At 46.1% G+C, this 20,040-nt stretch carries 16 protein-coding genes; 2 read left to right on the top strand and 14 right to left on the bottom strand.

From position 1 onward, the window contains the following. Positions 1-89: 89 nt before the first annotated feature. Both pyrG and rpoE read right to left on the bottom strand, forming a co-directional pair. A complete protein-coding gene (gene pyrG / locus GLW00_RS02350) occupies positions 90-1,694 on the bottom strand; it encodes a CTP synthase (protein ID WP_160910880.1) in 1,605 nt (534 codons plus the stop codon). A 314-nt stretch (positions 1,695-2,008) separates the two neighbouring features. Next, a complete protein-coding gene (gene rpoE / locus GLW00_RS02345; protein WP_160910878.1) occupies positions 2,009-2,557 on the bottom strand; it encodes a DNA-directed RNA polymerase subunit delta in 549 nt (182 codons plus the stop codon). A 251-nt stretch (positions 2,558-2,808) separates the two neighbouring features. On the opposite strand from rpoE, the gene GLW00_RS02340 reads away from it, so the two are divergent. Continuing rightward, positions 2,809-3,123 (top strand): hypothetical protein, encoded by a 315-nt coding sequence (locus tag GLW00_RS02340; protein ID WP_160910876.1) that lies wholly within the window; start codon positions 2,809-2,811, stop codon positions 3,121-3,123. A gap of 138 nt (positions 3,124-3,261) precedes the next feature. Here GLW00_RS02340 and icmF read toward each other — a convergent pair whose 3' ends face one another. From icmF to GLW00_RS02300, 8 genes are all read right to left on the bottom strand, one after another. Next, the gene (gene icmF, locus GLW00_RS02335) at positions 3,262-6,507 is read right to left on the bottom strand and encodes a fused isobutyryl-CoA mutase/GTPase IcmF (protein ID WP_160910874.1); all 3,246 of its coding nucleotides are present in this window, start codon (positions 6,505-6,507) and stop codon (positions 3,262-3,264) included. A 15-nt stretch (positions 6,508-6,522) separates the two neighbouring features. Beyond that, entirely contained in the window at positions 6,523-7,149 is a 627-nt protein-coding gene (locus GLW00_RS02330) for a TetR/AcrR family transcriptional regulator (RefSeq protein WP_160910872.1), read from the bottom strand. Positions 7,150-7,151: 2 nt separating this feature from the next. After that, the gene (gene meaB, locus GLW00_RS02325) at positions 7,152-8,090 is read right to left on the bottom strand and encodes a methylmalonyl Co-A mutase-associated GTPase MeaB (RefSeq protein ID WP_160910870.1); all 939 of its coding nucleotides are present in this window, start codon (positions 8,088-8,090) and stop codon (positions 7,152-7,154) included. Positions 8,091-8,102: 12 nt separating this feature from the next. Beyond that, positions 8,103-9,242: an acyl-CoA dehydrogenase gene (locus GLW00_RS02320; RefSeq protein WP_089654847.1), complete on the bottom strand. Its 1,140-nt coding sequence runs from the start codon at positions 9,240-9,242 to the stop codon at positions 8,103-8,105. A gap of 12 nt (positions 9,243-9,254) precedes the next feature. Further along, positions 9,255-10,400 carry an acyl-CoA dehydrogenase gene (locus tag GLW00_RS02315; RefSeq protein ID WP_160910869.1) on the bottom strand — a complete coding sequence of 382 codons (1,146 nt, stop codon included), beginning with the start codon at positions 10,398-10,400 and terminating at the stop codon, positions 9,255-9,257. A gap of 21 nt (positions 10,401-10,421) precedes the next feature. Beyond that, on the bottom strand, positions 10,422-11,273 hold the full coding sequence (locus GLW00_RS02310; protein WP_160910867.1) for a 3-hydroxybutyryl-CoA dehydrogenase: 852 nt from the start codon (positions 11,271-11,273) through the stop codon (positions 10,422-10,424). Positions 11,274-11,286: 13 nt separating this feature from the next. Then, on the bottom strand, positions 11,287-12,474 hold the full coding sequence (locus GLW00_RS02305) for an acetyl-CoA C-acetyltransferase (RefSeq protein ID WP_160910865.1): 1,188 nt from the start codon (positions 12,472-12,474) through the stop codon (positions 11,287-11,289). Positions 12,475-12,645: 171 nt separating this feature from the next. Beyond that, a complete protein-coding gene (locus GLW00_RS02300) occupies positions 12,646-14,778 on the bottom strand; it encodes a heterodisulfide reductase-related iron-sulfur binding cluster (RefSeq protein ID WP_160910863.1) in 2,133 nt (710 codons plus the stop codon). Between the two features lie 210 nt (positions 14,779-14,988). Between GLW00_RS02300 and cls the strand changes: the two genes are divergently transcribed. Next, positions 14,989-16,173 carry a cardiolipin synthase gene (cls, locus tag GLW00_RS02295; RefSeq protein ID WP_160910861.1) on the top strand — a complete coding sequence of 395 codons (1,185 nt, stop codon included), beginning with the start codon at positions 14,989-14,991 and terminating at the stop codon, positions 16,171-16,173. Between the two features lie 5 nt (positions 16,174-16,178). Here the strand turns inward: cls and GLW00_RS02290 are convergent, their stop codons facing one another. The 4 genes from GLW00_RS02290 to GLW00_RS02275 all read right to left on the bottom strand — a co-directional run bounded on the left by GLW00_RS02290 (position 16,179) and on the right by GLW00_RS02275 (position 19,961). After that, on the bottom strand, positions 16,179-16,358 hold the full coding sequence (locus tag GLW00_RS02290; RefSeq protein WP_160910859.1) for a XapX domain-containing protein: 180 nt from the start codon (positions 16,356-16,358) through the stop codon (positions 16,179-16,181). A gap of 967 nt (positions 16,359-17,325) precedes the next feature. Continuing rightward, a complete protein-coding gene (argS, locus tag GLW00_RS02285) occupies positions 17,326-18,993 on the bottom strand; it encodes an arginine--tRNA ligase (RefSeq protein WP_160910857.1) in 1,668 nt (555 codons plus the stop codon). After that, the gene (locus GLW00_RS02280) at positions 18,990-19,430 is read right to left on the bottom strand and encodes a YwiB family protein (RefSeq protein WP_160910855.1); all 441 of its coding nucleotides are present in this window, start codon (positions 19,428-19,430) and stop codon (positions 18,990-18,992) included. Before GLW00_RS02280 ends, argS begins: the two co-directional genes overlap by 4 nt. An 84-nt stretch (positions 19,431-19,514) precedes the next feature. Then, entirely contained in the window at positions 19,515-19,961 is a 447-nt protein-coding gene (locus tag GLW00_RS02275) for a hypothetical protein (protein WP_160910853.1), read from the bottom strand. Between the last annotated feature and the right edge of the window lie 79 nt (positions 19,962-20,040).

Here is a 20,040-nt window from a genome sequence, read left to right as displayed (position 1 = left end):
CAAGTCTTCCACAATCCTGCCATATACTTAAAGAACTCTTAAAAAAAGAGCCGATCCCCCTTTCAGGGACATCGGCTCTTTTTTATTTATTATTGATTGGTTTTCATTGCTGCGCCGACGAAGCCGTGGAATAGTTCCTGTGGGCGGGTCGGGCGTGACTTGAATTCCGGGTGGAACTGGCTGGCTACGAACCATGGGTGATCTTCCACCTCGATGATTTCAACAAGACGGCCGTCCGGGCTTGTACCGGAGAATTTGAATCCTGCCGCTTCCATTTGTTCACGGTAATGGTTGTTGAATTCGAAACGGTGACGGTGACGCTCGTATACGACTTCTTCTCCGTATGCTTCCATCGCTTTGGTACCTGGCTGCAGGCGGGATGGATAGATTCCAAGACGAAGGGTACCACCAAGATCAGACACTTCTTTTTGTTCTGGAAGAAGGTCGATGATCGGGTGCTCCGTGGACGGATCGATTTCTGCTGAATGCGCACCTTTCAGGCCTAGGACGTTACGGGCAAATTCGACGGTTGCGAGCTGCATACCAAGGCAGATTCCAAGGAAAGGCACATGGTTTTCACGCGCATAACGAATCGCATCGATTTTCCCTTCGATTCCTCGGTCTCCAAAGCCTCCAGGAACAAGGATTCCATCTACACCCTGAAGTGCATCTGCAACATTTTGGGCGTTCAAGTGTTCAGAGTTCACCCATTTCACGTCTACATCGGAATCGTAGCTGTAACCGGCATGTTTTAATGCTTCTACTACGGAGATGTAAGCATCCGGAAGCTCTACATACTTACCGACAAGCGCAATGGTTGTTTTGTGCTGAAGGTTTTTCACTTGGTCAATCAGCTTGTTCCACTCTGTCATGTCCGCTGGTGGTAAATCTAAACCGAAGTGCTGACATGTCAGCTCATCCAGTTTTTGTTCCTGCAAAGTAATCGGTACATTGTATAGGGTATCAGCATCTCGAGCTTCAATCACTGCATCTTTATTAATGTCGCAGAACAGAGCGATTTTTTCTTTCATATCTTCAGAAATCGCCATTTCTGTACGAAGGACGATGACATCCGGCTGGATGCCCAGGGAGCGAAGTTCCTTCACACTATGCTGCGTCGGTTTTGTCTTCATTTCCCCTGCTGCATTCAAGTAAGGAACAAGCGTACAGTGCAGGTACATGACATGTTCACGGCCAATGTCACTTTTGATTTGGCGAATCGCTTCAAGGAATGGAAGGGACTCGATATCCCCGACCGTACCACCGATTTCCGTGATGACGACATCTGCGTTCGTTTCGTGACCCGCACGGAAGACACGTTCTTTGATTTCGTTCGTAATGTGAGGGATGACTTGGACCGTCCCTCCTAAATAATCACCACGACGCTCTTTTTTAATTACGTTGGAATAGACTTTACCTGTCGTCACGTTGCTGAATTTATTCAGATTGATATCAATGAAACGCTCATAGTGACCAAGGTCAAGGTCTGTTTCAGCTCCATCATCAGTTACGAATACTTCACCGTGTTGATAAGGGCTCATGGTCCCCGGGTCTACGTTGATGTACGGGTCGAATTTTTGGATCGTTACCTTCATGCCCCGATTTTTTAATAAACGACCTAGAGATGCTGCCGTAATTCCTTTACCCAAAGATGATACGACACCGCCAGTTACGAAAATGTATTTTGTTGCCACGTTGAATCCCTCTTTCTCTATTTGTCTTATTTAGTTATTCACTAATCCTTGCGATTTGATAAGGGGCATTTACATAAAACCACAAGCGCCCAGGATGAGCTCCATGGCGAAACTTCATGCCAGAAGGAGGAGCTTGGACGCTGAATGATACAAAAGCACAGGCGCCTTAGCCATAACCAAGGCGCCTCTTGTGATATCGTATATAAAAAACAAAAAACGCTCCCCTCTCTCGGGGAGCGTTTGGAAATTTCGTTTAAGGAAATTAAAGAGCCCAAATAAGATTCTACTGATTTGACTTTTAAAAGTCAACCACCTTATTTATCTTCTTCTTCTTCGTCGTCATCTCCGATGAAACTGATGTCATCTTCTACGATTTCTTCCTCTTCTTCATCCAGGTCATCCTCTTCATAATCACCTTCGAAGTCATCGTCATCATCAAGATCTAAATCTTCATCTGTCAGCTCAAGGTCATCCTCAAGCTCGTCCTCTTCTGCATCATCGAATTCGGATACACCCAACTCATCTTCAAGCAGCTTGGAAGGCTTTTTCTTCTTTTTCTTCTTCTTTTTACGTTTTTGTGGAAGGTTGGCAATCTCTTCTTCCATTTGCTCTACCGGGTACCACTTCTTCAAGCCCCAACGGTTCGTCCCGATAGTCATGAATTGACCGTCGATATTCATGTCCGTATAGAACTGGGCGATGTATTGTTCTCTCTGCGCATCAGTAAAACCTTTCATGTCTGCAATGCGCTTGAAGATTTCATTAAAGTCAATCGCTTCACGTTCTTCTTCTAGGATTTTAGTAGCCAGTACAATCATGGAAGTTTCTTCAATTTGCTCTCGGCTCATTTCTTTTAAGCTCACGGTCCAGCACTCCTTTATATAAACAAAATAGAATAAGTGACCTCATGGGCATACGAATCACATTTAATCATACCATCCATTATATGATTTGGCCTTATAAAAATCAAATAGAGTCTTCCTTACCTTTTCTAGCCAAACCTACATGAATTTAAACTTTCGATATAAAATAGAGGATAGACATATAGGTTGGTGTTCCAGCTATTTTAATTTAAAATAAAAGTAGAATTGATCGAGAGAAGGAGAGACGAACTGTGCAAAATCATCCTTTTAACTGGGTGGCCTCCATTATCGCCGCCTTAGCCATAGGCATTTGGCTATTTACAAGCTTCGGTATGATCCATGAGGAACATAAAGAAGAAGCAGAAATCACATCTAAAACTCATAATGATGAAGGTTATTTTGTAGAAGTGGATGACAAGAAAATCCACGTCAAAGATACGAGTACTTGGATGCTGTTAAAAGAAGGCGAAACATATAACCTTACTTATGAATGGTATGGAATGAAAAAACCTTATGTAACCGAAGTGAATCAGGCTCATGACGATGATCAGGTCGGTGGTCACTAAAAGAATGGCCCTCGCTAGCATTTTAGCGAGGGCTAATTTTTTTATTAGCAGGTTCAGACAATATATTAGCGACCTTCTACTATATATTAACTGGCTTCATCATTATTTTAGCGATTTCGCTACATATATTAGCAATCGCTACATATTCCTTCTGTACTGACCGCCAACTTCATAAAGTGCGTTCGTAATTTGACCAAGGCTCGCGACTTTGACGGTTTCCATTAATTCTTCAAAAATGTTTCCTCCACCTGAAGCCACTTGTTTCAAACGATTCAATGCTTCCCCGGCTTCACTTTCATGTGACGATTGGAAGTTGCGTAATTCTGTAATCTGGTGCTCTTTTTCTTCTTTGGATGCACGTGCAAGTTCCATGGAGTCGATTTCCTCTTCAGAAGGCGGGTTCGGATTCAAGTATGTGTTCACGCCGATGATCGGAAGTTCACCCGAATGCTTTTTCCCTTCATAATAAAGAGATTCTTCCTGGATTTTGCCTCTTTGATACTGGCGTTCCATCGCACCGAGAACGCCGCCGCGGTCATTGATGCGTTCAAACTCCTGCAATACCGCTTCTTCAACAAGATCGGTCAGCTCTCTAATGATATAGGAACCTTGCAGAGAGTTTTCGTTTTTCGTCAGCCCGAACTCTTTGCTGATAATCATCTGAATCGCCATCGCTCTTCGAACAGATTCCTCTGTCGGTGTCGTAATCGCTTCATCGTAGGAGTTCGTATGCAAGGAGTTACAGTTATCCTGGATGGCGATCAGCGCCTGCAATGTTGTACGGATGTCGTTAAAGTCAATTTCCTGCGCGTGCAGGGAACGGCCGGAGGTTTGAATGTGATACTTCAACTTCTGGCTTCGCTCGTTAGCTCCGTATTTATCCCGCATCACGATCGCCCAAATACGGCGTGCTACACGACCGAGGACCGTATATTCTGGATCCAAACCGTTGGAGAAGAAAAACGACAGGTTCGGTGCGAACTTGTTGATGTCCATACCTCGGCTCAAGTAATACTCGACATACGTGAACCCGTTGGCTAATGTGAAGGCCAACTGTGTAATCGGATTGGCACCTGCTTCCGCGATATGATAGCCGGAAATGGATACGGAATAATAGTTGCGTACTTCGTTGTCGATGAAGTACTGTTGAATATCGCCCATCATGCGAAGCGCGAACTCAGTGGAAAAGATGCATGTGTTCTGTCCTTGATCTTCTTTTAAAATATCTGCCTGTACCGTACCGCGGACAACATTGATGGTCTGATTCTTGATGGACGCCGCTTCTTCAGCATTCGGCTCACGGCCGTTTTCTTCCTTGAACTTTTCAAGTTGCTGATCGATGGCAGTATTGAAGAACATAGCAAGAATGATCGGTGCCGGACCGTTGATCGTCATGGAAACAGATGTGGAAGGGTCGACAAGGTCAAATCCGTCGTACAGTTTCTTCATATCTTCCAGCGTACAAATGTTGACACCGCTCTCTCCGACTTTTCCGTAGATATCCGGGCGCTCATCCGGATCCTCTCCATATAAGGTGACAGAATCGAAAGCTGTACTCAGACGTTTCGCTTCGTCTCCTTCCGATAAATAATGGAAGCGTCGGTTGGTCCGTTCCGGCGTTCCTTCCCCAGCGAACTGTCGCTTCGGATCTTCCCCTTTGCGCTTGAATGGAAAGACTCCGGCGGTAAACGGGAACGCACCTGGAACATTTTCACGTAGCAGCCACGACAGACGGTCGCCCCAGTCGGTATATTTCGGAAGCGCGACTTTCGGAACCTTCGTTCCACTCAGGCTCTCTGTCGTAATATCCATAGTAATTTCTTTATCACGCACTTTGAAGGTGTACGTATCTCCGCTATAACGCTCGTGAAGGGCATCCCAGTCTTCCAACTTTTCTTTTGCATCACGGGAAAGGTGGCGTTCGTAATCTTCAATCAAGCGCTGCAGACTTTCTTTTGTTGCCTCATCCTCTACGAGCTCAACCGTACCTTTCAGCTGATAGAGTTTGCGCGCTTTTTCTGCCTGGTCTTCTGTTTCGTTATGGTAATTGCGGACGGCCAAGGCAATATCCCGTAAATATTGTTTGCGCTCATTGGGAATGATGACGTTCTGCTTTTCTACCTTCTCAAGGCCGGAAAAAGAGGTTTCATCTTCCCAGGAGAATCTTTCGTTCAACTGATCGACGATCGCCGCAAACAATGTATTGGTTCCAGGGTCATTGAACTGGCTTGCAATCGTCCCATAAACCGGGAACTTGCTGTCGTCTTCATGGAAAAGCATATGGCTGCGCTGATACTGCTTTTTCACTTGATTAAAAGCGTCTTCCGATCCTTTTTGTTCAAATTTATTGATGACAATAAAATCAGCAAAGTCGATCATATCAATTTTCTCAAGCTGTGATGGCGCACCGAATTCTGCTGTCATGACATACATTGATAAGTCGGTGATGTCAGTAATCGCTGCATCCCCCTGGCCAATCCCGCTTGTTTCAACGATGATGAAATCGACACCAGCCGCTTTAACGACTTGAATCGCTTCTTCAACCGCTGTTGAAAGTTCGGAACGGGCATCTCTGGTTGCCAAAGAGCGCATATAAACGCGCGGGTTGAAGATCGCGTTCATACGGATACGGTCACCGAGTAAGGCCCCGCCTGTTTTCTTTTTCGTAGGATCGACAGATAAAATCGCGATTTTCTTATCGGGAATTTCATTGATGAAGCGGCGGATCAATTCATCTGTAAGTGAGCTCTTTCCTGCTCCCCCTGTACCTGTGATTCCAAGAACAGGAATCGTTTTTTCCTGTATTTTCTCAACAGCCGTCTCGAATGCCGCTACGGCTTCCCTTTCTTTCTTCGGCGTATTCTCAACATAGGTAATGAAACGGGCGATGGACTGATGATCTCCAGAGGAGAGGCCTTCCACACCTTTTTCTACATCAAGAGGTGGCAGGAAATCGCATTCTTCGATCATTAAATTGATCATGCCCTGAAGGCCTAGTGTACGACCATCTTCAGGCGAGAACACGCGCGCTACGCCGTACTCATGAAGTTCTTTAATTTCACGAGGGATGATGACACCTCCGCCACCACCGTAAACGCGAATGTGTCCTGCCCCCTTCTGCTCCAACAGGTCGACCATGTATTTAAAGTATTCCACATGTCCTCCCTGATACGAAGAGATCGCAATCCCTTGGGCGTCTTCCTGAATGGCCGCATTGACTACTTCCTCAACGGAACGGTTGTGACCAAGGTGAATGACCTCTGCCCCTGTCGCTTGAAGAATCCGCCTCATGATATTGATAGATGCATCATGACCGTCAAAGAGACTCGAGGACGTCACGAAACGGACAGGGTTTTTCGGCTTATAGACTGTCGGTTGTTCCATATCCGATCTTCCTTTCTATTGGAGTGTTTCTTCTTTATCGAGACCTTTTAACAACAATTGAATCTGTGTATCGGTGTAGCTTTCAATGGTGAACGTGCGTTGAAGAATCCAGCGGCGGAATCCCCACATCTGCCCTTGGACAAAGATATTGTTGGCGATCAGCTTGATTTCTTCCTCCGGGTGTTCTCCCGGAAGACTGTTGATGATGACTTGTTCGAGCATCGCCACCATATCGCGCTCTTTTTGCAACACGTAATCCTGAGCATCCCGTGGCAGGGACTTGACTTCCTGATACATGACGAGTACTTCATCCTGCATATCATCCATCAATTGAAAGTAGGAGCGAATGGCATGGACCAGGCTTTGTACGCTCGTCTGGTGAGGATCAATGGCATCCTCCATCCGCTCTTTGACCCGCTGATAAATGGAGTCACAGACGAGAAACAGAACATCCTCTTTCTTTCGAATGTATTCATAGAGGGTTCCGATACTGAATCCAGAAGCCTTGGCGATTTCGCGGGTCGTCGTCTTATGGAACCCTTTTTCTATAAAAAGAGTGACCGCACCCTTGATCATCTGGTTTCTACGCTTAGAAACGAGCGCTTCATCTTTAATGGTTGAAGGTACTTGTTTTTCAGCCAAACTTACTCCCCCTTCCTTACCCATTCACGAAACCAGGACCGGGCCAATTCATAAGGATCCGCATCCGGGTTTTGAAAAACTTCGAGCTTCTGTTCATCTTTTTCTATCTCACCCTTGACGTCCCGCCAGATCTCTTCCCGAATCAAATCATACACTTCGAGCTGAAGCTGCTGTTTGCGTCGTTCCGCCCCTTTGTTCGTCTCATACAGAAACTCACGGTGGTTTTTCATGCTTTCATAGAGTTCTTCCATCCCTTTGGCTTCGGTCGAAATCGTTTGAACGATGGGCGGTTCCCATCCTTCTGGTTGAACGATCATCATGTATTCTTCAAGGGTGGACTTAAGCTTCCTCACTCCTGGCAAGTCTGCTTTGTTGATGATGAAGAGGTCCGCGATTTCCATGATTCCCGCCTTGAAAATCTGAAGGACGTCTCCACTATTAGGAGTCAGCACCAGCCCTGTCGTATCCACAACTTTCATAATATCGAGCTCAGACTGACCGACACCGACCGTTTCAACGAGAACGACATCAAAACCGTAAGCATCACACACACGAATGCTGTCTTTAGTCGCCCGGGCTAAACCACCGAGGCTCCCTCTTGTCGCCATGCTTCTTATGAAGATGCCGGGGTCGAGGAAATGCTGGTTCATCCTCGTACGATCTCCAAGCAGTGCCCCTCCACTGAATGGACTGGTCGGATCGACCGCTATGACAGCGACGGTGAGATTCTGCTTTCTTAAAAAGGTGAGCAATTGATTGATCAGCGAGCTCTTACCTGCTCCCGGTGAACCTGTTATGCCAATGTAATGCGCTTGTTTTTGTATAGAAAAAACATCACTCATCAGTGAAAGTTTTTCTTCATCTTCGTTCTCGATCAACGTAATCGCTCGGGCAAGCGCCCTCATATCCTGCTTTTGGATTCGTTCAGCCAGTGGATGCATAACGCTGACCTTCTATTGAGTAACCATGCGGCCGACAACGAGCCTTTGGATTTCCTGTGTTCCTTCATAGATTTGGGTGATTTTCGCATCACGCATGTAACGCTCGACAGGATAATCTTTCGTGTAGCCATAACCTCCGTGGACCTGTACGGCTTCTGTCGTCACTTTCATCGCTGTGTCTCCAGCAAACAATTTAGCCATGGCCGATGCTTTTGAGTAAGGCAGTCCCTCTGATTCTAAATAAGCCGCCTGATAAGTAAGCAAACGAGAGGCTTCAATTTCTGTTGCCATATCGGCGAGCTTGAAAGAAATCCCCTGCAAATGAGCAATCGGCTTCCCGAACTGTTCACGCTCTTTCGCATAGTTTACAGATTCATCCAGCGCTCCTTGAGCAATTCCAACGGCCTGAGCAGCGATTCCGTTACGACCTCCATCGAGGGTCATCATCGCTACTTTGAATCCTTTACCTTCTTCACCGAGCAAGTTCTCTTTCGGAATCTTACAATCTTCGAAGATTAGTTCTGTCGTTGGTGACGAACGAATGCCGAGCTTTTTCTCTTTCTTGCCGGTCGTGAATCCTGGTGTATCTTTCTCTACGATAAACGCACTGATGCCACGATTGCCCTCATTCGGGTCTGTTTTTGCAAAGACGACATAGATGTCCGCGACTCCTCCATTGGTGATCCACACTTTACTTCCGTTCAGCACATAATGGTCTCCATCAAGTTTCGCTTGTGTCCTCATGGAAGAAACATCACTTCCTGCTCCTGGTTCAGACAAGGCATAAGCTCCAAGAGCTTCACCTGAAGCGAGTTGAGTCAAATACTTCTGCTTCTGTTCTTCTGTTCCGAATTTATAAATTGGCCAGCTCGCTAGAGAAATGTGCGCAGAAAGAGTGACCCCCGTGGAAGCACACACGCGTGAAAGTTCTTCAACCGCGATGACATAGCTGACAAAATCCGATCCAATACCGCCATATTCTTCAGGCCATGGAATTCCCGTCAAACCAAGCTCCGCCATCTTATCGAAAATTTCACGATCGAAGCGTTCCTCTTCATCCCTTTCTGCAGCTGTTGGTTCCACTTCATTTTTAGCAAAATCACGTACCATTTTTCTGAGCATTTCCTGTTCTTCTGTTAAAGTAAAATTCATTCTGTCATCCTCCTAGTCTCTGATCAGATGATTGCCTATGACGATTTTCTGGATCTCACTTGTACCTTCATAAATTTCACAAACTTTGGCGTCCCTGAAAAAGCGCTCGACGGCATAATCTTCGGTATAACCGTATCCGCCATGGACCTGCACAGCTTCAATCGACGCTTTCACTGCTGTTTTGGAAGCCATCAGTTTGGCCATTGACACTTCTTTCCCACACTTTTTCCCGGCCGCCTGAAGGGAAGCTGCGTTGTAGACGAGAAGCTTCGAAGCTTCTACTTCCGTCGCCATATCGGCGAGTTTGAAAGAAACACCTTGCAAATGCGCAATCGGACGCCCGAACTGCTCGCGCTCTTTGGCATAAGAGACCGCATGTTCAAGCGCTGCTTCCGCGATACCAAGGGACTGGGCGGCAATACCGATTCGTCCGATGTTCAAATTGGCAAGCGCAATTTTATATCCTTCCCCCTCTTCTCCAAGCCGCTGCGAAGCAGGAACCTTACATTGGTCAAAATTCAGGGAAACGGTACTGGACCCGTGAAGCCCCATCTTTTTCTCTGCCTTCCCTACGGAAAATCCGGGGGTCTCCCGCTCTACAATAAACGCACTCAATCCTCTCTTTGTTTCCACATCCGGATTCGTACGGGCGAAAACGATGAATGTATCTGCATTTCCTCCGTTGGTGATGAACACTTTAGAACCGTTGAGAATATAATGGTCCCCTTGCTTTACTGCTCGTGTTTTCAGACTGCTTGCATCAGAACCCGCACTGGGTTCTGTCAGGGCGAATGCTCCTAAATATTCACCTGATGCCAGTTTCGGAATGTATTTGTTTTTCTGTTCTTCTGTACCGAAGTATAAGATAGGGTTCGTACCGACAGATGTGTGGACAGATAAAATGACACCAAGCGTCGCACTCACCTTAGAAAGTTCGTGAATCGCGATGATATAGGAGATGTAATCCATCTCAGCTCCGCCATATTTTTCCGGAATCGGTACACCCATCAACCCGAGTTCGCCCATTTTCGGTAACAGCTCGGAAGGGAACCGATCCTCCCTCTCCATACGCTCAACAGCAGGAGCCACCTCTTTTTCCGCAAAATCGCGAACCATTTTTCTCATCATTTCCTGTTCATCCGTGAACTGCAAATTCATTCTCGTTCTCCCCTTTACACGTTAATCGTAGGTGTAAAAACCACGTCCAGATTTCTTCCCAAGCCATCCTGCTTTGACATACTTACGTAACAGCGGACATGGGCGGTATTTACTGTCACCAAATCCTTCATGAAGGACTTCCATAATGTATAAACACGTATCAAGTCCGATAAAGTCAGCAAGCGTAAGTGGTCCCATCGGGTGATTCATCCCGAGTTTCATGACCGCATCCACATCTTCAGGCGATGCTACTCCTTCGTGAACCGTATAGATTGCCTCGTTGATCATCGGCATTAAAATACGATTGGAGACAAACCCTGGAAAGTCCTCGACTTCGACAGGCGTTTTCTCAAGTTTCTTCGTCATATCTTCAATCGCCTGATATGTTTCATCACTCGTTTGGATGGCACGAATGATTTCCACTAACTTCATGACCGGTACAGGGTTCATAAAGTGCATACCGATGACCTGATCTGGACGTTTGGTCGCCGCAGCAATCTCTGTAATCGGTAAAGATGATGTATTCGTTGCCAAAATGGCATGTGAAGGGGTAATTTCATCTAGTTGTTGGAAAACGCTCACCTTCACATCCATGTTCTCAACGACAGCCTCCACAACTAGGTCACAGTCCGAGGCGTCCTTCAAGTTGGTCGTTGTCTCTAAGCGTCCATATGCTGCCTTTTGATCTTCTTCGGTCATCTTTCCTTTTTCAACCGCCCGCTTCAGGCGTTTTTCAATGCCTGCAAGGCCTTGATCCAAGGTATCCTGGCTCATGTCATTCATTTTTACGTGCAATCCGGCCTGAGCAAAAACCTGGGAAATCCCAGCCCCCATCTGGCCTGCTCCTATGACCATGACTTGATTGATTGTCATCCCGCATTCCCCCTTATTGTTTCGGTACTTCGATCAATACAGCGTCTCCTTGACCTCCACCTGAACAAATCGCTGCGATTCCAAGTCCACCGCCGCGGCGTTTTAATTCGTGAGCAAGGGTGAGAAGGATACGCGCACCACTGGCTCCAATCGGGTGTCCCAGCGCTACAGCTCCACCGTTGACGTTCACTTTCTCATGATCCAGCCCTGCAATTTTGCCACTGGCTAAGGAAACCGCAGCAAACGCTTCGTTTACTTCAAATAGATCGATTTCTTCAATGTCTTTCCCTGCTTTTTTCAGCAATTTATTAATGACAAGGCCAGGCGTCTGCGGGAAATCCTGAGCTTCAACAGCAATTTCATCGTGTGCAAGAATCGTAGCCAGTGTCTCCGCACCTAATTCTTGCGCTTTTTCATCAGACATGAGCAGCATGGCACAAGCTCCGTCGTTGACTCCTGGAGCATTTCCTGCCGTGATCGTTCCCGTCTTGTCGAAAACAGGACGAAGTTTTGCCAATGCTTCCACCGTTGTACCTTTACGTGGAGCCTCATCTGTATCAACGACTTTCGGATCGCCTTTTCTTTGTGGCACTTCGACTGCTGTAATTTCTTCACCAAGTGTTCCTTCTTCTATGGCTTTCACGGCTCTCTGATGGCTGCGATAAGCCCATTCATCCTGCGCTTCTCTTGTTAATTCAAATTCTTCAGCCGTCCGGTTACCGTAATTGCCCATATGGACATTCTCAAACGAACATGTCAACCCATCATGCACCATCATATCCTTGACGGCACCATCACCCATGCGAAATCCAAAGCGTGCTTTCGGCATGAAATAAGGAGCATTGCTCATGCTCTCCATACCACCTGCAACGATGATATCCTCTTCACCTAAACGGATGAACTGATCACCCATCGTCACACTTCGCATACCAGAGGCACAAACTTTATTGACGGTTTCTGTTTTTACATCCCAAGGGATACCTGCTTCTCTGGAGGCCTGTCGGGAAGGAAGCTGTCCCTGCCCGCCTTGAAGAACGGTCCCCATAATGACTTCATCCACATCTTCTGCTTTCACATTCGCACGTTCCAAAGCTGCCTTAATGGCGATTCCCCCAAGCTGTGCAGCTGTCAAAGGTGCAAGGGATCCTCCGAGTTTTCCAAAAGGGGTACGGGCTCCAGCAACAATTACAGTTTTACGCATGTTTATTCCTCCTCTAATTGATAACGCTTTCAAAATTGACGATTGAACGCTCGCTCAAAATCGTCCCATAAGGAAAGTGTACATAAAATGCTGTACACTTTCCACAATTTTCATACTATTATTTCTTTTAACGGGAGACTTCGACGGTCAAAATATTGGTCAAACGTTTGATTAAGCGGTTTTCTCTTCTGTTTTATCAAACATGGATTTTGCGAGGATTTCGGCGATGTCCATTGTGCTGACTTCCTCTTCCACTTCTTTCGCTTTCGTTCCATCGGAAAGCATCGTCAGACAGAACGGACATCCACTTGAGATCATTGTTGGCTCCACTTCTAGCGCCTGTTCGGTCCGGGCGACGTTGACACGGTTTCCGGATTTCTCTTCCATCCACATCATACCGCCTCCGGCTCCACAGCACATGCCGTTGGAACGGTTACGCTTCATTTCCACCACTTCGACACCAGGAATCATTTCAAGTACTTCACGCGGCGGCTGATACACTTCGTTGTAGCGGCCGAGGTAGCAGCTGTCGTGATAGGTGATCTTCTCTTTCACGACTCCTTCTGGTTTCAAGCGTCCCTCTTTCAACCATTCGGCAAGCATTTCCGTATGGTGATAAACCTCTGCTTCAAGTCCGAAGTCCGGGTACTCATTTTTGAAAATATTGTAGGCGTGTGGATCAATCGTAATGATTTTCTTCACGTTATGTTTTTCGAATTCTTTCATGTTCTTTTCAGCAAGCTCCTGGAAAAGGAATTCGTTCCCCATACGGCGAGCCGTGTCTCCGGAGTTTTGCTCTTTGTTACCAAGAATCGCGAATTTGATACCCGCGGCATTCATTAATTTCGCAAAAGCCATGGCGATTTTCTGGCTGCGGTTATCGTAAGAGCCCATCGAGCTGACCCAGAATAAGTATTCGAATTCTTCACCTGATTTTTTCAATTCTTTTACAGTAGGGATTTGAACATCCTCATCCAACTGTCTCCAGTCTTCACGTTCTTTCTTAGAAAGTCCCCACGGATTTCCTTGACGTTCGATGTTCATCATCGCACGCTGTCCATCGGCATCCATTTTTCCTTCTGTCAAAACCAAGTAACGGCGAAGGTCGATGATTTTATCGACGTGTTCGTTCATGACCGGGCAGGCATCTTCACAGTTACGACAAGTGGTACAAGCCCAAAGTTCTTCTTCTGTGATGACATCTCCAATCAAACTCTTATTGTTGACTGCATCAAGTGTAGCTGCCGCTTCATCTGACCCTTGGGAGCGTGACATCTGGGCGAGCGTATTTCCTTCTGTACCAGAAAACGCATAAGCAGGCACCCATGGAGATTGGCCGGTCACAGCCGCCCCTTTTTCCGTCAGATGATCTCTCAACTTAACGATCAAATCCATCGGTGAAAGCATTTTACCGGAGCCTGAAGCAGGACAAACATTCGTACAACGTCCACATTCGACACAGGCATAAAAATCAATCATCTGTAGTTGGTTGAAGTCTTCGATTTTTCCAACTCCGAAAGATACGTCTTCTTCATCCGCATCTTCGTCCATTTCAAAATCAATCGGTTTCAGTTTCCCTGGTGGTTCTTCACGGCTCAGAAACACGTTGACCGGTGCAGCAATCAGGTGTGCGTGCTTCGATTGAGGCACATAAACCATGAATGTAAGCAGGATGAGCAGGTGAATCCACCACATGATGAAGAACACAGTCGCTGCAGCTGCAGGCGGCAGCCAACCGAAAGCGCTTGCAATTCCGGACGCAACAGGTTCTGTCCATGCTCCTTCATGGCCATGCCAGATGAGACCCATACCATTTCCTACAAGTACAGTAACCATCAATGTTCCGATAAAAATAAGGACAAGTCCTGCTTTAAAGCCACGCTTCAAGCGAACCAATTTTTCAATGTAACGGCGGTAGAACGCCCATATGACAGCGACAAGGATGGTCAGTGTCACAATTTCCTGGAAGAATGTAAAACCTGGATAGAAAGGTCCTAAAGGCAGATGAGAATCTGGGGCCAGTCCCTTCCAAATAAAGTCGATCGCCCCGAATTGGACGAGGATGAAACCATAAAACATCATGACGTGAATGATGCCCGACTTCTTATCTTTCAATAGCTTTTTTTGTCCGAATACGTAAATCCAAATCTTCTGCAAACGCCTCTTCAGCTGTCTGTCATACTCGAATTTTTTCCCCAGTTTAATGTAAGCGACGCGGGTCTGAACGACACGGACGAATAAGTACAGGCCGTAGACAAGGACGCCAAGGAATAAAATCCAGTTTGCCACCAACAACGGATTCATTGGTTCTCCCCCTCTTTGTTGTTGTCGCTCGATGGCGACTTCCCTTTTCTCCGATCAGAAAATCGACAATTAATCTTATAATTTTCTGAATCTTATAGCTTTACTATAAATTATGAATGAGCATTCAGTCAACATCTTTTCTTGTTTTTCCTTTTGAAACCTGTAAAAACGGGGAAACTATCAGGAAGATATTTTTAGGAGGGAAGAAAGATGCTCGTCACAATCATTCTATTCATCATTTTGTTTATCTTATTCCTGTATATCGACTTCAAAATGGGACGGGCAAACCACGAAAAAAACCATAGGCCCCTACCTTTGCCGGAAACCAGCGGCAACTATAAATTATATAAAAATGGTTCGGTCTTGTATGAGCAGATGTTCCAGGAAATTTCTGAAGCGAAAGAACAGGTCGACGTTTATTTCTACTTAATCGATAACGATTATATTAGTGAAAACTTTTTAGATGTGTTGAAGAACAAGGCTCGAAACGGTGTTCCTGTCCGTCTGCTTGTCGACAGGCTCGGAGGGTACAAAATAAATAAGTCAGCCAGAAAGAAATTGAAGGATGCAGGTGTTGACTTCTATTTCGCCGAAACTCCCGGATTCCCCTTCTTTTTTTATCGATTAAATAGGAGAAACCATCGAAAAATTACAGTTATTGACGGAAAAATTGGTTATGTAGGTGGATTCAACATCGGAAAGAATTACATTGGAGAGTCAGCAAAATTCGGCGATTGGAGAGATTATCACCTCCGTCTGACGGGACCTGTCGTTTGTGAAATCCATAAAGTGATGCTGGATGACTGGTACCTGGCTTCAGGAGAAACACTGCCTCCTTGTGAGCCTTCCGGTGAAGGAGATTATAAGATGAACATGATGGCGACGGACGGGGTTGAGCTGGAAGAGGAATTTGCAAAAATGATCGATTCAGCTGGAAAAGAAATTTTGATCGGAACGCCTTATTTCATCCCGACAGAAAAGTTACAAACAGGCTTAAAACAGGCGATCGCAAGAGGGGTCGATCTTCACATTATGGTACCGATGAAGGCGGACCATCCATTTGTAAAACCAGCAGCCATTCCTTATTTAAAAGAATTATACGACTTGGGAGCTTCCGTTCGATTGTTTGATGCAGGATTTTACCATTCGAAGGTCGTCATGGTTGATGGAACATTTGCCGATATCGGCACCGCCAATTTCGACCGACGCAGCTTCTTCTTGAACAAAGAAATCAACACTTATGTGTATGATGAGGAGTTCATTGGTGATTTGAGAACGGCTTACTTTGAGGATGCCGCGGATGCCATTCCCTTCGATGACCACTGGTTAAAAAGGCGGTCATTCACTACCCGTCTGAATCAGAGAATCGCCGTATGGTTGAGGCCTTTCTTATAATGTATTCACTTGAAAAATTCAGCAAGCATCGGGCCCGCCCATGCCATGACTTTAAAACCAAGGTAGATCCCGATGATCCCTGCCACTCCGGCAAAAGCAGGCGGAGCTGGAATTGGTAACTTGAACCCTGCAAAAACAAGACCTACAATGAATCCTGTCATCAATGCGAAAATGACTTCTTTCATTTTTCCCACAACCTTTCAATATGTATGATACAGAAATAGTTTTTGCTTGCATGCGTCTTGTCATGCAAGCTTCTTTTTATGTTACGATACCCCTCCTCTATTAATTCACCTAAAAAGCCAACCGATTCTCATATAAGCTCCCTTTAGTGGAAGACTCAGTTTCGAGACTTTTGTTGTGTGGATGGGGGCTGCGGGGAATAGCTCGCTTTCCGCGGGAGCGCGGTGAGCCTCCTCGGACTGCGCCCTGCGGGGTCTCACCCTGCACTTTTTTCCTCGTAGATATCCGGTTCCGGTGCCTAGCGGCTAGTGAGACTTCCCTCGCTTCTGTACGATAAGTCAACATCGGATCACTTCGTTCTCCGTGTTTCCTTTATCTCCGCCAGCTCAGTCCAGTCCATACGCCGCTGATCGAGGCGCCTCCACACTTAAAATAGGAGTCTCGCCATTCCCCTCCGCCCCTTTGCCATATAAGTATCTCGAAACCACTACTTAAAAAATCAGCTCGTATGGTTATAGGAAGTGGATGAACTAAACTCTACCCAATGGACGTTTAGAAAACGTAAATACTTGATACAAAGCCCTTTACGCCTGCCTAGGTGGGAAGGATGAGATCCTTACTTATAAGTGCAGGGGTTCTATAATCCACCTATCAAAATCATAAGATCTGCCCTTTTAGTGTTGGTTTCGAGAATCTATTTCATGGGAAAGGGGCGGAGGGAAACGGTGAGACTCCTATGGGACGTGTGGGACAGGTGAGACCCCGGAAGGCGTAGCCTGAGGAGGCTCACCGCCCGCCCCATGGAAAGCGAACCTTTTCCCGGAGCTCCTAGAACCACACAAAAGTCTCGAAACTGAGTCTTCAAGAAACCTTCCATATACTTCAATAATATACTACCTCTATATCTAAATATAAAAAAAGAGCGCCCCTGCTCTATTAGCAAAGACACCCTTTTCCTAGTATATGGAATTACATTTGGTTTGGTGCAGAAACTCCGATCAATCGAAGTGCATTATTCAGCGTGATACGGACCGCTTTCATCAAGGCGATTCTCGCTGCTGTCCGCTCTGGATTTTCATCGTCAAGCACTTTGACAGCATTGTAAAAGCTGTGCAGGTTAGATGCGAGATCGAACGCATATTGTGTCACACGGTGTGGCGTGCGTTTTTCTGCAGCATCTGCTACCACTTGCGGGAATTCTCCAAGACGCTTGAGGAGGTCCTCTTCTTTCTCAGCTGTGAGATGGCTTCCGTCATAAGAATCATTTACCAGACCCTTTTCTTCTGCCTGCTTAAGCATCGTACAAATGCGGGCATGCGCGTACTGCACGTAATACACAGGGTTTTCATTCGACTCTGAACGGGCAAGGTCCATGTCAAAGTCCAGGTGGGAATCACTGGAACGCATGGAGAAGAAATAACGCATGGCGTCGATTCCGACCTCTTCCATCAGTTCACGAAGGGTGACCGCTTTACCTGTACGTTTACTCATCTTCACCTTTTCGCCGTCCTGGAACAGGTTCACCATTTGGATGATTTCTACTTCAAGTGTATCTTTCTCATAACCAAGTGCCTGGATGGCCGCTTTCATACGTGGAATATAACCATGGTGATCGGCTCCCCAGATGTTGATCAGCGTATCAAATCCACGGTCCAATTTATTTTTATGGTAAGCGATATCCGGCGTCAAGTACGTGTACGTACCGTCATTTTTTATGAGGACGCGATCCTTGTCGTCTCCGAACTTCGTCGTTTCAAACCATGTCGCATCATCTTTGTCGAATACATAGCCCTGATCTTTCAATACGGCAAGAGCGTCTGTAATCTGGTCGTCGTTATAAAGAGAAGTTTCAGAGAACCATTCATCAAATGGAACGCGGAATTCTTCCAGGTCTGTTTTGATTTTATCCAAAAGGAACTTCAATCCATACTCACGGAAGAACTGAAGGCGCTCTTCTTCCGCAACATCGACCCATTTCTCGCCATCTTCACTGACGAGCTTTTCAGCTAAACCGATAATATCCTGACCATGGTAGCCATCTTCCGGCATGCTCCACTCTTTTCCGAGATTCTGCATATAGCGGGCTTCCAAAGATTTCGCAAGGTTCGCCATTTGGTTACCGGCATCATTAATGTAATATTCACGGGAAACATCGTACCCTGCCGCATCCAAGACGTTGCATAGGGAATCCCCGACAGCGGCGCCTCGTGCATGACCTAGGTGAAGAGTCCCTGTCGGATTGGCAGATACGAACTCCACCTGGATTTTGTGGTCTTGCCCACTATTGCTGCGGCCATATTTTTCTCCCGTGTTCAGAATCGTGGGTACCAATTCGGTCAAATACTGATTGTTCATGTAAAAGTTTATGAATCCTGGTCCGGCAATTTCAATTTTCTCGATGGATGCTTTGGACTTATCGAACTGCTCCACGAGGTCTGTTGCAATGGCCCGTGGATTCTTCTTGGCTACACGCGCCAACTGCATCGCCATGTTTGTGGCATAATCTCCGTGCGCCTTGTCTTTTGGCTGCTCAAGGATCACTTCAGGCATTTCTTCTTCTGATGCCAGTTCGGCAGCAAGAACTGAGCGTACGATTTCATCCTTCAGTTTCTGTTCCATTTGTTCAACGATATTCATGAATCGCTCTCCTCCTCAAACGTCAACGTCAAGCGGTGGGCTTGAGTCACTTCATGGTTTAAAGTCATGGTATAACTCACATACAGTCGGCCTTGTGTGGATTCTTCCAAAGAACGGAATTCCACTTTATCTGTTTTTGTCTTCATATGAAAATCACCATACGTATGATGATACAAATTTTCCGTTTCCGTGGATGTCTGGAAAACCTGGCGCATTTCAACGCCTCCGCTTCGCTTGATGCTGACATGTTCCGGTTTGATTGTCACCATCGTACTGACCGGTTCACCATCTTCCGGGTGCTCGATAAAGGTGAGCACTTGCGTATCGCCTCGTTTAAAAAACTGTCCCGGTTCCTGGATCTTCATCGTCTCTTTACGATCCCCATCCTGTATTTCCGTTACAAGCTGCACCTGGACATCTTTTGCGTGACTCGGCATCTTTCCCCCACCTTTTCTATCGCCAATTTTACGTACAAGATATAACTAATATATTATAAGAATTCAAACAGAAAAACGCAAGCATCATTGTAGAAGAAGGTTGACGTACTCATGGACTTCCTTCACTTGAACGGCGTGATTCGGAATGGAATAAGCCGCGTATAGAACTAGGATAGCCAAAACAATCGTCAAGTACCACTTGAATGATAGATTTTTTTTGAACGGACGACGGTCCGGAACAATCGCGAAAAGTAAAAACGGCAGGAGAAGACCGATCGCCCATACGTCTGTCCTCCACTGTTTGTTTTCCATAGAGACAGCCAGAGTGAATTGCAGAAGGTCATTCATGCGGTCTTCCACATTCACTTCAGCCACCTCTTCTTTCCCTATCCCTTCAAGTATGACGAGTGTATCTCCATTCAGCTCATACGAGATGTTGGAAGGGTTCCAATTGGCTCCGTAAGTGAGAAGCAGCAGAGGAAGCATAATCAACACATAAATCCCCGCTACTCCCATGGTTTTTTTATTCAAAACAAAAGCTCCTTTGTATCTTGTCTTTTTTTATATCGCTCGATCCATATAGAAAAGCCACTATGAAGACCTCTCACAG

The sequence above is a fragment of the Halobacillus litoralis genome, from assembly GCF_009856445.1.
Taxonomy (GTDB): domain Bacteria; phylum Bacillota; class Bacilli; order Bacillales; family Halobacillaceae; genus Halobacillus; species Halobacillus litoralis.
Note: the sequence above shows the minus strand (reverse complement) of the source record. Positions and strands in the feature narration are given on the sequence as shown.